Genomic DNA, 13,376 nt, shown 5'->3' on the forward strand with positions numbered 1-13,376 from the left:
CGGCGTTAGGGCGGCCACAGCGGCGGGGAACCTCCCGTACCCATCCCGAACACGGTTGATAAGCCCGCCTGCGTATCGGCGAGTACTGGAGTGAGAGATCCTCTGGGAAATTCGATTCGCCGCCTCCACTCATATTCAATCTCCGAGCGAGTGGTCTCTGAAGACGGTTCGATTCCGTCGCTCGGGTTGTAAGCGGCCATCGCGGTGGGGTTCCTCCCGTACCCATCCCGAACACGGACGATAAGCCCACCTGCGTATCGGCGAGTACTGGAGTGAGAGATCCTCTGGGAAATTCGATTCGCCGCTTCTATTCATATCTCATTCAAACCGCGTAGTCTTCGGTATTCGCCGTCTTTTGTGCTATTGTGTTCGAATCGATTTTGATCCGCCGACGGTGTTTTCGAGTTCAATCTGGTGGCGTGTCCGTCGGCTGGTGACGGAGTTGTGATTGGACTCTGAGATGTGGTCACTGGTTCGGAGGGTTTGAGCCGGGTGGTTATTCCGATCCTGGCCGCGGTTACTACTGCGTGATGATTGTCGGTAGACGGCATTCGGGGTATGAGTCGCTCGGAGTGGATGATGAAGACGCTAATTCCAGCGAGAGCCACCGCGTCGCTAATGCGACGGTGGCTCTCGCTCTAGTACTGAATCTCCAACGTTACGTTGGTACTGTCTCTCACGGTATTTCAACTCCAGTGTGACTATCGACAACCGAGGCGAGACGCTTTCAAATACAGTATCCAAGCGATGCGCTGCAAGCAACAATGTGTGACGGGGGTGTATCTCTGATTTCTGACCGCAATCAGAAGCCTCCGTTCCCGTGATGCTTGCAGAGGAAAGAGTCGTAGTACATCCAGTCCGTGACCAGTGTGTTATATGGCTGTCAATTTAGTTCGGACACCGATGAGATACCGGTAATTTGGCATTTATAAGCGTGGAACCAATATCTTCACTAAGATGCACTCGTGGACCCGACCGGTAGTTTCGAACGCCCGCTGTTCAACGGGTTGGGTGAGACGGTGATCCCGCTCGTAATTCCGAACGGTACTCTGGTCCCGCTTGTGGTAGAGGGTGAGTCGAACCTGCTGTTAATTATTGCACTGATCATCGCACTTGGCGTGAGCGCACAGGTGCTCGCCGACCGGTATCGCGTCCCGAGCGTACTCTTTCTCATTCTCGCAGGCGTCGCCGTCGGACCGGAGGGCGTCGGACTCGTGAGTCGGGAGTCGTTCGGGCCTGCACTGTCGACTATCGTCGGCTTGAGCGTAGCGATCATCGTGTTTGAGGGTGCGTTCCACCTCACCGTCGAGAAGCTTCGCGAGGCACCCGCTGCTGCACTCCGACTGGTGACAGTAGGGGCCCTAGTCGCGTTCCTTGGGACGACGGTGGCGGTTCACTTCCTGTTGGCTGTCGAGTGGGCGATAGCGGCATTGATCGGCTCGCTCCTCGTGGCGACGGGTCCGACAGTCGTCACGCCTATCCTCTCAGTCGTGCCAGTCCACAACCGGGTGGCCGCGGCGCTGGAAATCGAGGGGATCGTTAACGACGTGACCGCGGCTATCCTCGCGGTCGTCATCTTCAAACTACTCGCGTCTCAGGAAGCCAATCCATCCGATTACGTCAGCGAGTTCGCGATGCGTCTCGGCGTGGGCCTGCTCGTCGGCATCGTCGTCGCCGGTGTGCTCTGGTACCTGCTTACGCAGGTGCACCTCGCGACCGGTGAGACTCCCCAGAACGCGCGACTGATGACGCTCGCTGGCGCGATCGTCGCGTTCGGCATCGCCGACACCATCGCCTCTGAGGCGGGGGTCGCCGCCGTTGCAACCGCCGGTGTACTCCTTGGGAATACCGACCTCCCGTACAAGGAGACCATCGAGTCGTTCAAGGGCGACGTTACGCTCGTCGTCCTTTCGTTTATATTCATCGCGCTCGCTGCACTCATCGATTTCGAGACGCTGTTGACTCTCGGTCTCAAGGGGCTAGCGGTCGTGGTGATCATCGCGCTGGTCGTTCGCCCGCTACTCGTCTTCCTGTCGACGAGGGGTGAGCGGTTCACGCGCAACGAGAAATTGTTCATGAGCTTCGTCGGTCCGCGGGGGATCATTCCCGCGAGCGTGGCGACGCTGTTTGCCATCCAACTCCAGACGACGGAACCGCCGTCAAACCCGGAGGGAGCGAACGTCCTCGTGGGCACGGTGTTTCTCGTCATCCTCGTGACGGTCGTGTTCGAGGGTGGCTTCGCCAGACAGATCGCGGAACGATTACGTGTGATACCAATGCGAATACTCATCGTCGGAGGCGGACAGGTGGGCCGCGCGCTCGCCGAACGCCTCGAAGAACGCGAAGAGAACGTTATCGTACTAGAAAATGACGACTCGATAGCCGAGCAAGCGCGGGCCGACGGCTTTTCCGTCCGCGAAGGCGACGGTACCGATACCAAGGCCCTGCGGAACGCCGGCGCTGACAACGCGAAGACCGTGGCTGCTGTCACCGGCGATGACGACACGAATCTGCTCATCGCCCAGCTCGCCAAGTCGAAGTTCGACGTCGAGACGGTCATCGCCCGAGTCAATGATCCCGACAATGCTGACGCGTTCGAAGAACTCGGTGTCAAAACGGTGTCATCCACAATGGCAACCGCGTGGGGAATCGACAACATGATCGAGCGCCCGGCGCTGTCGAACTGGATGACGGAACTGGGCCGAAGCGGTGACGTCCAAGAGATCGAGGTAACCGCGGAGAAACTCGTCGGCCGGACCATCGCCGATATCGACGCCGAGATTCCAAACGAGGTGCTGATCGCGCTCGTCGACCGCGGTGGTGAGAGCACGGTTCCCCGTGGTGATTTCGAACTCGAATACGGCGACCGCATCACCATCCTTGGACAAACTGAAGCCGTCGACGAAGCTATTGACAGAGTTCATCCACACGTGTAACTGGAGTCGAAGGTCCGAGATACGAACGAATCAGTGGTCCACTTCGCCGCGGAGCAGAGCGATAGTGTAGACGCAATCCAGTATCGGTGTGGCCGGAAGTGACTAGAATTCTACAGAAAACCCCATCTCGGAATTGGCTAGCAACTGTCACCTATTCTCCAACACCCGATATAATTGGGTTGTGTTCAATGAAACAAGTGGTGAGGAGACAAGTATCTATTTGACCGATCTCAGTAGAATCACATCCGATCCTGAGGGGAACGATTATATAGTCTGACCGTGAGATGGTGTGTGGGATGATAGTATGAGACGAGCTGGCATAGATATCGGCGGAACGTTCACGGACGTCATTCTCTTCGACGAAGAGACGGGAGACGTCGAAATCGAGAAGACGCCCTCGACGCCGGCTAATCCCGCTGACGGAGTCATCAACGGACTGACCAAGTCGGATACGGAAATCGGCGACTTGGAGTTCTTCTCGCACGGATCGACCGTCGGGACGAACGCGCTTATCGAGCGCGAACTGCCGCGAATTGGCCTGATTACGACCGAGGGTTTTCGTGACGTACACGAAATCCGCGACGGGACGAAAGAGGATCTTTGGGATGCGTACGAAGACGTTGCCGATCCTTACGTACGAAGGCGGGATCGACTCGAGGTAGCCGAGCGTATCGATTATGCGGGAAACGTCGTCGAACCGCTAGACGAGGAGGCTGTCCGAGAGGCCGTTCGGATCTTCGAAAAGCGCGGTATCGATACGATCGCTGTCTCATTGATCAATGCGTACGTTAATGGAGAGCACGAACAACGGGTCGAGGAAATCGTCGCGGCGGAGTATCCTGATGCGTTCGTTTGTACATCCCACGAGATTTTGCCGGAGATGTTCGAGCACGAACGGACCAGCACGACGGTCATCAACGCAGCGCTGGTGCCGGTTGTCCGCGACTATCTGACCGATCTCGAAGCTAAACTCGATGAGCGTGGATACGATGGCGACGTCCTCGCCATGCATTCGGGTGGCGGCGTGATGACGACTGAGGCCATCGCTTACTACGCGGCTCGTATCGCAAACTCGGGCCCGACAGCGGGCGCGATCGCGAGCCGGTATATTGCCGATCAGTGCGGCTTCGAGAACGCGATCGGGTTCGATATGGGCGGTACCAGCGCTGACGTTTCGCTTACGCACCAGGGCGATATCGAGATGACCGACGAGTGGGCCGTCGAGTACGGGTATCCGATCATGTTCCCGTCGACGGATATCGAAACGATCGGTGCTGGCGGCGGCTCGGTCGCCTGGATCGACGATGGCGGCTCGCTTCGCGTCGGGCCGAACAGTCAGGGTGCCGATCCGGGTCCGGCCTGTTATCTTCGGGGTGGAGATAAACCGACGACGACCGATGCGAACGTCGTCCTCGGCTGGGTCGATCCGGATCGGTTCCTCGGTGGCGACATGGACGCAACCGCCGAACCCGCCCGGAAAGTTATTCAGCGCGACATCGCCGATCCGCTCGGACTCAAGCTCACGGAGGCTGCGTCGGCGATTGAACAGATCGCGGTCGCGAACATGTGTAACGCCGTGCGACTGGTTTCGACGAGTAAGGGATTCGATCCGCGCGATTTCGCGCTCGTCGCGTTCGGCGGTGCGGGACCGTTACACGCGGCACACGTCGCTCGGGAGATGAACATTCCACAGGTCATTATCCCGCCCTATCCGGGAATCAATTCGGCGCTCGGCTGTCTGCTGGTCGACGTCGAACACGATCTCTCGCAGACGTTTATCGCCGACGCCGCGGCGGATATCGTCGACGATATCGAGACCGCGTTCGCGGACATGGAGGCCGAAATCCGCGAGCGACTCGACGAGGAGGGCATCGACGAGAGCGAGATGCGGATGGATCACGAGATCAAGATGCGGTATACCGGCCAGTGGTGCTCGCTCGAGGTCGGCTGCTCGCGCCCGCTCGAGAGCATGGAGACGATTCGGGAACGCTTCCATCGCCAGCACGAACAGACGTACGCCTACTCTGACGAGGACCAACCGGTCGAAGTCTACGGATTGCACGTGACCGGTCGCGGCGTCGTCGAAAAACCCTCGTTCCCCGAAATCGACTCGGGGAAGGCTGATACGGCCCGGCGAACGACCCGAGATGCGTACTTCGAGGCTGCAGGCGAGTTCATCGACACGGCCGTGTACGAGCGTGCCGAACTAGGGGCGGGGGCGACATTCGAGGGACCTGCGATCGTCGAGCAAATGGACTCGACGGTGGTCGTCCCGCCGAATGCGACGGCCGAGGTCGACGAGACGGGTACCATTATCCTCACGGTGTAACCATGACTGAAACACAACCACAGACGGACATCGATCTCGATCCGGTTACGTTCGAGGTGCTTCGCAGTTCCTTCACGAACCTCGTCGACCGGATGGCACAGCAGATCCGACGGACGTGCTACTCGTTCGTCATCTATAACCGCGACTTCAGCAACTGTCTGAACGACGCCGAGGGGAACACGGTGATGCAGGGGTCGAAAGATATCGCCGTTCACGTCGGCACCCTTCACTACACCTGCAAGGAGACCCTCGAATACTTCGAGGGCGACATCAATCCTGGCGATGTTTACATCGTCAACGACCCCTACCTCGGCGGGACACATATCAACGACGTTCGGATCATGCGGCCAGTCTTCCACGAGGGGGAACTCATTGCCGTCACGCAGTCCAACGGCCACTGGGCCGACGTGGGCGGCCCGGCTCCCGGCTCGTTCAACATCGAGGCGAACGACCACTTCGCGGAGGGAATGCGCATCCCGCCGCTGAAAATCTGGGACGCCGGCGAGTTCCGCGACGACGTCGCCAACCTTCTGACCACCAACATGCGCCTCTCGGAGGACCGCATGGGCGACCTTCGCGCCCAGACCGAAGCGACGCGGATCGCCGAAGAACGCTTACTCGAACTCGTCGAGAAGTACGGCGTCGACACGGTCATGACCGCCTTCGACGAGTCGAAAGACTACGTCGAGCGCATCATGCGCGAGCAACTCAGCGACCTGCCCGACGGCACCTGGCACACCCGGGATTACATCGACGCCGACCCGAACAAAGAGGAGGGGTTCGTCACAATCGACGTCGAGATGACTATCGACGGCGACGAGGTCCACTACGACCTCTCCGGATCGGACGAGTACGTCGGCAACTTTCTGAACTCGACGTTCGGGACCTCCTTTTCGGCGGTCGTCTCCGGGACGAAGATGTTCTTCCCCGACGTGCCGCTGAACTCGGGGCTCTACCGCGTCGTCAGCGCCGACCTGCCGGAGGGAACCGTCGTCAACGCGCCCGAACCCGTTCCCGTGACGGGCTCGGTCGCCGGCGCGTACGAGAAGGTGATGAACGCCATTTTCGAACTCTGGTCGGAGGTGCTGCCCGAGCGGGCGATGGCCTGTGCGTTCAACCTCGAGTACCTGCTCGCGGGCGGGCAGGACCAGCGACCCGGGCGCGACGGCCAGGAGTTCGCCTGGTACGACTGGATGGCCGGGGGCTGGGGCGGCCGCGACGGCAAGGACGGATCGAACGCGACCGCGCCGGTATTCGGAGCCGGACTCGCCGTCCAGTCGCTCGAGGGCCAAGAGCGAGACACGCCGCTCGTGACCAGCGAGCACTCGATCGTCACCGACTCCGCGGGCCCCGGCGAGTTCCGCGGCGGCTGCGGTCTCCGCAAGGGCGGCCGGATGCTCGCCTGCGAGAACAGCGTCATGTCGTACTGTTCGGACCGCGCCCGGTCGATCACCTGGGGGATCAATGGCGGGCTTCCGGGCGTTCCCCACGGCGTCACCCTTACTCGAGACGGCGAGTCCCAGGACATGGGGACCGTGTTCTCGAACGTCCCGATCGACGAGGGCGACGAGTTCGTCCGTCCATCGTCGGGCGGCGGCGGATTCGGCGACCCGCTGGAACGCGATCCCGAGGCGGTTCTCGAGGATGTCAAAGACGACTACGTGTCCGTCGAACGCGCCGAGCGGGATTACGGCGTCGTCATCGAGGAAATCGATCCGGACGTCTGTGCGTACGAGATCGATCCCGAAGCGACCGACGAGCAGCGCGCGTTCATCCGCGCCAATCGCGAGGACTGGCTCCGGGAAGACCCCGACACGATCACCGAGCGCTACCACGAGGGTGAACTCGACAAACTGGATCTCATTCGCCGCTACGGCGTGATCCTCGATTGGTCGTCCGGCGAGTTACTCGAGCGGACGACGGCGGAGTTCCGCGAACTGCTCCGAGAGCGGGCGGCGAGTGAGTGGACGCCAGTCAAGTAACGTCGCGTACGTATCCACGGCGCGTCGGAGCGCCATTTCTCGGTTTGGCGTGCGATTTACCGATCACCAGCATCACCTGCAGGTGAGCGTCTTACCGCCCCCAGCACTCGTTTCTGAGCATCTTACCCCCGACTCCGAGTAGCCCGACGGCAACCGTCACGATCGGCGTATCGCATCGATTCACGCCCCCGTCGGGCGAGTAGCCGAGCACTCCCCAGTAGAACTCGTCATACTCGAATCCGCCGGGCGGTTCGGTGCCGCTGTATCCGACATCGGTACACGAAGACAGCGGCAATTCCGGGAACGAGAGTTCTGACGACACGGTCGGTTCGGATACGGCTATGACCATTCCTACTGTCTCGTATTCTGCCGTGTTGAATGGCTGCTAACCGGTGATTAGAGTCGCACACAGAACTGTTCGATAGTAGTGATGACAGAGTGTAGATGATTTTACGAAACCATCGATACCAACCCAGCGCTCGCACGGCATCACCGAGTGAGCGCTTCGTTGTTGAGTACGAGATCTCAGCTATCCAGTGCTGAGAGTAACCTTTGCCCGGATACGCACGTTGTGTCCTTCCGTGAGCGGTCTCGATCCACCCTGTAAGAGCAGCCGTTCGACATCACGGGCCTAGAACTCGAACTTCGTATGCCAGTTGTGGAAGTCTTTGTCAGCAGCCACGGACAGCAGGGCCTCTACCAACTACCCCACGTTATCGAAGAAGGATCGTTCCGTCGGTTGGCAGCAATAGCCTAACTGTGTGCTAGTCGCCGTGACTCACTCACATTCGTCTTCGTTGTCGAGATGTTTGGCCAGTTCGATGATTTCTACCTCCCAGTCGTGCGTTGATCCTCGCGTTCGAAACTCCCAGGCACCACGAACGTCTACGTCAGCCTCAATGGCCTTCTCTACCACCTCAGCAAGTATGGACTCGAATTCGTCGGCACTGGTAATCGAAACGTCACGGAGTTGATCGCGTGTCATGGTGAATGGGCCACGATCCTTGACCCGAAGATATGGAGGCTAAGCCACGACCACATTCACACCACAAGGGTCACACTTCGCGCAGGGCGTTCGGTCCATCGTTCTCAAAGGACGCCACACCAATAGGTCTGCCGTTCTGCATGGTACACCAAGCAGAGTGTACACAGGTTGGTACACCAAGCCGCCTATATTTACCCGTCTCGAACCCCAATTTCTATCAAGGAATGGCAGTCATTGCGCATCTTCGGATTCCAGCCGACTCATTTGAACTCGGCCGGATCCTCGAATTGGAAGCCAGCGGGACGATCGAACTCGAAAACATGGTCCCGCTGGGCGAAAAAGCCGTTCCGTTCTTCTCGGTGAGCGACGAGGTCCGAGAATCGTTCGAAAAAAATGTCGGGAATCACCCGTCAGTCGAACGTATAATCGAGATGACGAGACACAACGGCGATCGATTGTATTCGTTAGACTGGAATGTAGCCCGTGACGTCTTTTTCCAAGGGGTCCTCGATCTAAAGGGGCAACTCCTGAGTGCGACCGGAACGCCCAATACGTGGGAGTTCGAGATTCGATTTCCCACCCACGAGGCCCTCAGTGAGTTTCAAGAGTACTGTTCGAATGCCCACATTTCCCTCGAAGTCGGACGCATCTACAATCCCGTCCGTCCAGGAACTGGAATGTGGTACGGGGTAACAAAAGCCCAGCGCGAAACGCTGATGCGCGCTGTTCAGGGCGGGTACTATTCGATCCCACGGCGAATGTCCACGCAGGATTTAGCCGATGACCTCGGTATCTCTGATCAGGCTGTCACAGAACGACTCCGCCGTGCGATCGAGACACTCACCGAAAACACGCTCATCGCAATGGAAGAGGAGCTCGAAGAAGAGTTCAAGCCGATCTAGGAACTCTGATCACCCCAACCCCATCTTGACCTGTATGAGGGCTACTGCATAGATTGCTATTCAATAACAACTTTGTTCACCATGCACCGAAGGGAAGCGTTTGGGACGCTACTATCTGTCCGTGAGTGCCAGAATGGGGTTTGACCACATTGCAGAGGCGCTGGGGTCTCAAGCGCGGCGGTGTATACTTATTGAACTATTGGACCACAATCCAGTGAGCCAACCAGAGACCGTAGCGAAGAACGATGCACGAGAAACCGATGAATTAGAGGTACAGCTTATTCACACACATCTCCCAAAACTCGACAACATGGGATACATCGTGTGGAACAGTGACAACGTAACGGTTGTCAAGGGACCAAATTGGGAAGAGATTGAATCGGTGGTTCGGTTACTCAGCGATAACAGGGAAGAAATCCCTAGTGACACATTCGAACGCTCTCAAAGATGATGGCGTACTCTGCTGAACGCTCCTTTTATATCTCGCACGTCATCTCTACCAAAAATCAGATAGATAGGGGGGTGGTTCCGATCTCTACCCCTGGACTGCGTATTGTAATTGCCGGGTCGGGATGTGTGAGCCGTTCGATGACACTATCCGTTCGTCTCTCTTCGTGAGACAACAACCGAGGTCACGCGCTGCACTCGATCGACTCAGTCGTCTACGTCGGTCACCGGCTCCCACGTCCGCGGCGACCGGTTCAATCGCTCGCACCCCTCGTCGGTGACGACGACCAGATCCTCGATTCGGATACCGAACTCGTCATCGAGGTAGACGCCGGGTTCGATGCTGAAGACCATCCCCGGCTCGAGTTCGAGATCGTTGCCGTCCGTGATGTAGGGTGGCTCGTGGACTTCGAGGCCGACGCCGTGGCCGGTACGGTGGATGAAGTGGTCGCCGTAGCCGCGCTCGTCGAGGACGTTCCGAGCGGCGTGATCAACCGCTTGAGCCTCGACTCCGGGCTCGACGGTACGAACCGCGGCTTTTTGGGCGGCCAAGACTGCAGCGTGGGCGTCTTCGAAGCCGGCAGGCGGGTCGCCGTCGAAGACCACGGTTCGGGTCTGGTCGCTGGGATAGCCGTCGACGACGGTACCGAAGTCGAGGACGACGGGGTCGCCGCGACGGATCGTCCGATCGGTGTGGCGGTGGTGGGGGCGAGCGCCGTTCGGTCCGGACCCGACGACGGTTTCGAAGGAGACGCCGCTGCCGCCGGCCGCCGATAGTCGACGCTCGATCTCCGCGGCGAGTTCAGTTTCGGTGAGGCCGATCGCGTCGGCACCGAGGCTGCGAATGGCGGTGCTGACGTTGTCGGCGACGGTCGCCGCGGCGCGGAGGTGGTCGAGTTCACGGTCGTCCTTCCGGATTCGAAGGTCGTCGAGGAGGTGACTCGCCAGATCGAAGGTGGCTTCGGGAAACGTCTCCCGGAGGTCTTGCGTGAAGCGGGCCCACATGCGGTCGTCGACCAGCAGGCGGCCGTATTCGATCCCGAGGTCGTCGCCGAGTCGGGCGAGGAGGGCGGTCGGGTCGTCGCCGTCATCCCAGGTGCGGATGTCCGAAATGGGCGTTTCGGCTGCGAGTTGCGTGTCGTACATCGTGGGGGCGAGAAAGACCGCGTCGTCGGCGGTGACGAACAGGAAGAGGTGGCGTTCCATCGGCTCCTCGTGGAAGCCGCTGAGATACGCGAGGTTCGTGCTCGGAAAGAGGACGAGTGCGTCAGCGGAGGTATCACGAATCCGATTGCGCGCCCGTTCGAGTCGCTGGTCGATCTGGGTCTCGGCGGTCGATGCCGGAGGTGTGTCGGTATCGTCGCTCATTTTCGGTTCGAGTTCAGTTTCGGTCGCCGCGCCCTGAGTTGTGTGGGTTTTTCGTTTGTGTTCATCGGTTAGGCTAATCAGTTAGACTATCTATGTAGGTCTGTTGGTAGGGATTTTCGAAATCCCTTCCGGGCTATTTAGAAGCCGCCGCGTCGACGGCCGAGCGGACGGTTTCCGCCGAGAGCGCCGAGAGGGGAACGCGTTTCCCGTCGGTTTCGTTGACGATGAGCGACGAAAGGTCGGCGCGGCTGTCGGTCCCGGCGTCGACGAGAACGAGTTCAGCGCCAGTCTGGGTGAGTCGGCGCGCGGCCGCTCGCGTGCGCTCGGTCGGACTGCCGTCGGCTGCGGTCGCTTTTCCGTCGGTAACGAGGACGATGACGGCGGTCTCGGTATCCGCCCGTTCGACGACGGCACTGGCGGTTTCGAGGCCGGCGGGGAGCGGCGTGCGGTCGCCGGTGGGGAGGGATTTCAGGTGGCGAGCGGCGAGGCTCACGCTGTGAGTTGGCGGGAGGAGGACGTCCGCGTCGTCGCCGGCGAACGCGACGAACGCGATGTCGTCGCGGCGCTGGTAGCTCTCGCGCAGGAGTTCGAGGACGACGCCCTTGGCCGTCCGCATCGCGGGTTGCATCGACGCGCTCGCGTCGACGGCGAAGACGACCGTCGCCGCGGCGGTTCCCTCGCGGACGGCGCGACGGAGGTCGTCCGATCCGACCGTCGTCTCGCCGCGGCTGGCGGCGGCCCGCACGGACGCCGCGGCGTCGATCGAACCGGTCTGCCCCGCGGCATCGGATGCCGATTCGGTCCTGACGCGAGCGCCGCGATTCGCCGCACTCGGTGCGACGTTCGTGCGCGCGCCGTCCGATCGTGACGCCGCGTCGCGCTCTGTGATTGACGTTTCGAGTTCGGGTGCGGCGGCGTCCCCGATGGCGGCTCGTCGCTGTCCGGGGACGAGCGGCTGGACATCGGTCTCTGCGTCGCCGTCCGCGTCCGAATCACCTTCTCCTTCACCTTCGTCCTCGCCCTCGTCGGAACAGCTCTCGCTCCCTTCGCCGCCATCCCCGTCGCTTTCGTCAGCCGAGGGCGCCGCTTGGTCCGCCGCGCTTGCCGCGGTTCCACCGCCGTCACCGGTACCCGGCGTTCCGTCGCCGTCGGATCGGTCCGGACGGGACCCGCTGCGGTCGTCCGCCGGCTCTCGGTCGTCGGAGCCGTTGCCCTCCCCCGGTGCGTCGTTCTCATCGTCCGTTTCGGGGCCGCGGTCGTCGCTTCCTCCACCCTCCGCTGTGCCGTCGCTCGGTTCGAGGTCACTCTCGCCGTCGTCCGCGGCATCCGTATTCGACTCGCCGTCATCGTTGCGGCCGTCGGCCGAGTCCTCGAGATGGTCCTCAAGCAGGTCGTCTACGTCCGGAACGTCGTCCGCGAACGGCGTACTCCGGAGTCGGTGTGGCAGCGTGTAGGTCGCGGCCTCGCGAACGTCCGACTCGATCACGGTCGTCCGTCCCTCGAGCGCGGCCAGCGTGACCGCGGTTCTGGCGGTTGCAATATCGCCCCGGTGGCCGTCGACGCCGGCGTCTAGACAGAGTTCGGCGATCGTCGCCCTGAACTCGGCGGGGAGATCGACCCGCGAGACGCGATCGCGGGCGGCGGCGACCGCCTCGCGGCGACGGTCGACGCTGAACTCCACCGGTTGCGTGTCGGTGGATCCGTTGCTGTCCCCCGAAGTCGCGTCGGTATCATCGCCGAGCGCCCGGTCGATGATTTTGACGCGGTCATCGATGTCTCGACAGCCCTCGACGGTCGTCTGTAGGGCGAACCGATCCCGAAGCTGGGGGCGGAGGTCGCCCTCTTCGGGATTCATGGTCCCGACCAGGGTGAACGCGGCGGGGTGGGAGACGCTGACGCCGTCGCGTTCGACGGTGTTCGTGGCGCTCGCCGCCGCGTCGAGGAGGACGTCGACCAGGTGATCGTCGAGCAGGTTGATCTCGTCGACGTAGAGGATGCCGCGGTTCGCGCGGGCTAGCAGGCCGGGCTCGAACGACGCATCGCCGGCGAGCGCGTCCTCGACCGAGAGGGTGCCGACGACGCGGTCGCGGGTCGCGCCCAGCGGGAGCGTCACGACCGGCGTCGGACGGGTTTCGACCGGCATCTCGTCGGGATTGCGCTCCCGACAGTCGGCACACTGCGGTCCCGACCCGTCGGGCGAACAGCGAAATCGGCAGTCGGCCACGACCCGCTGTTCCGGGAGGTGCTCCGCGAGCGTCCGCACGGCGGTCGACTTCGCGGTTCCCTTCTCGCCGGCGATCAGCGCCCCGTCGAGATCGTCGTTGACCGCGACGGCGAGTAACACGCGTTTGAGCGTCTCCTGGCCGACGATCCCCGGGACGGCGAGCGACGATAGTTTTTTACCCACGGAATTTGCAACCATACTTG

General features: G+C 61.0%; 9 protein-coding genes, 2 rRNA genes and 1 pseudogene. 7 read left to right on the forward strand and 5 right to left on the reverse strand.

Translation table 11 applies throughout. The features are described from left to right. The first annotated feature begins 6 nt into the window (after positions 1-6). The 5 genes from rrf (C480_RS16695) (at position 7) to C480_RS16715 (ending at position 7,247) form a co-directional block, all read left to right on the forward strand. Positions 7-128, forward strand: a 5S ribosomal RNA gene (gene rrf / locus C480_RS16695). Between the two features lie 60 nt (positions 129-188). Then, positions 189-310: ribosomal RNA gene (gene rrf, locus C480_RS16700) — 5S ribosomal RNA — on the forward strand. Positions 311-965: 655 nt separating this feature from the next. Then, on the forward strand, positions 966-2,936 hold the full coding sequence (locus C480_RS16705) for a cation:proton antiporter domain-containing protein (RefSeq protein WP_006666793.1): 1,971 nt from the start codon (positions 966-968) through the stop codon (positions 2,934-2,936). A gap of 304 nt (positions 2,937-3,240) precedes the next feature. Further along, the gene (locus tag C480_RS16710; protein ID WP_006666794.1) at positions 3,241-5,265 is read left to right on the forward strand and encodes a hydantoinase/oxoprolinase family protein; all 2,025 of its coding nucleotides are present in this window, start codon (positions 3,241-3,243) and stop codon (positions 5,263-5,265) included. A gap of 2 nt (positions 5,266-5,267) precedes the next feature. Continuing rightward, positions 5,268-7,247, forward strand: a complete 1,980-nt coding sequence (locus C480_RS16715; RefSeq protein ID WP_006666795.1) for a hydantoinase B/oxoprolinase family protein — start codon at positions 5,268-5,270, stop codon at positions 7,245-7,247. A 91-nt stretch (positions 7,248-7,338) separates the two neighbouring features. On the opposite strand, the gene C480_RS16720 is transcribed toward C480_RS16715, so the two are convergent. The 3 genes and pseudogenes from C480_RS16720 to C480_RS16725 form a co-directional block, all read right to left on the reverse strand. Continuing rightward, a complete protein-coding gene (locus C480_RS16720; RefSeq protein WP_006666796.1) occupies positions 7,339-7,596 on the reverse strand; it encodes a hypothetical protein in 258 nt (85 codons plus the stop codon). Positions 7,597-7,643: 47 nt separating this feature from the next. Beyond that, positions 7,644-7,938 (reverse strand): annotated as a pseudogene (locus C480_RS22325) (IS5/IS1182 family transposase); the annotation flags it as partial. Positions 7,939-8,025: 87 nt separating this feature from the next. Beyond that, the gene (locus C480_RS16725) at positions 8,026-8,232 is read right to left on the reverse strand and encodes a hypothetical protein (protein ID WP_006666797.1); all 207 of its coding nucleotides are present in this window, start codon (positions 8,230-8,232) and stop codon (positions 8,026-8,028) included. Positions 8,233-8,456: 224 nt separating this feature from the next. On the opposite strand from C480_RS16725, the gene C480_RS16730 reads away from it, so the two are divergent. Together C480_RS16730 and C480_RS24930 are read left to right on the forward strand one after the other, a co-directional pair. Beyond that, a complete protein-coding gene (locus C480_RS16730) occupies positions 8,457-9,134 on the forward strand; it encodes a helix-turn-helix domain-containing protein (RefSeq protein ID WP_006666798.1) in 678 nt (225 codons plus the stop codon). 133 nt (positions 9,135-9,267) lie between these two features. Beyond that, positions 9,268-9,585 carry a DUF7344 domain-containing protein gene (locus tag C480_RS24930; protein WP_083873401.1) on the forward strand — a complete coding sequence of 106 codons (318 nt, stop codon included), beginning with the start codon at positions 9,268-9,270 and terminating at the stop codon, positions 9,583-9,585. A gap of 203 nt (positions 9,586-9,788) precedes the next feature. On the opposite strand, the gene C480_RS16735 is transcribed toward C480_RS24930, so the two are convergent. Both C480_RS16735 and C480_RS16740 read right to left on the reverse strand, forming a co-directional pair. Then, positions 9,789-10,949: a M24 family metallopeptidase gene (locus C480_RS16735; RefSeq protein ID WP_006666799.1), complete on the reverse strand. Its 1,161-nt coding sequence runs from the start codon at positions 10,947-10,949 to the stop codon at positions 9,789-9,791. 133 nt (positions 10,950-11,082) lie between these two features. Beyond that, the gene (locus C480_RS16740) at positions 11,083-13,371 is read right to left on the reverse strand and encodes a VWA domain-containing protein (protein ID WP_006666800.1); all 2,289 of its coding nucleotides are present in this window, start codon (positions 13,369-13,371) and stop codon (positions 11,083-11,085) included. Positions 13,372-13,376 lie beyond the last annotated feature (5 nt).

This window comes from Natrialba aegyptia DSM 13077 (assembly GCF_000337535.1).
Lineage (GTDB): Archaea > Halobacteriota > Halobacteria > Halobacteriales > Natrialbaceae > Natrialba > Natrialba aegyptia.

Bases quoted from the DNA above. Each gene is read 5' to 3' on its own strand.
- C480_RS16720 (WP_006666796.1), bottom strand. From the start codon at position 7,596: ATGGTCATAGCCGTATCCGAACCGACCGTGTCGTCAGAACTCTCGTTC.
- C480_RS16715 (WP_006666795.1), top strand. From the start codon at position 5,268: ATGACTGAAACACAACCACAGACGGACATCGATCTCGATCCGGTTACG.
- C480_RS24930 (WP_083873401.1), top strand. From the start codon at position 9,268: ATGGGGTTTGACCACATTGCAGAGGCGCTGGGGTCTCAAGCGCGGCGG.
- C480_RS16730 (WP_006666798.1), top strand. From the start codon at position 8,457: ATGGCAGTCATTGCGCATCTTCGGATTCCAGCCGACTCATTTGAACTC.
- C480_RS16725 (WP_006666797.1), bottom strand. From the start codon at position 8,232: ATGACACGCGATCAACTCCGTGACGTTTCGATTACCAGTGCCGACGAA.
- C480_RS16740 (WP_006666800.1), bottom strand. From the start codon at position 13,371: ATGGTTGCAAATTCCGTGGGTAAAAAACTATCGTCGCTCGCCGTCCCG.
- C480_RS16735 (WP_006666799.1), bottom strand. From the start codon at position 10,949: ATGAGCGACGATACCGACACACCTCCGGCATCGACCGCCGAGACCCAG.
- C480_RS16710 (WP_006666794.1), top strand. From the start codon at position 3,241: ATGAGACGAGCTGGCATAGATATCGGCGGAACGTTCACGGACGTCATT.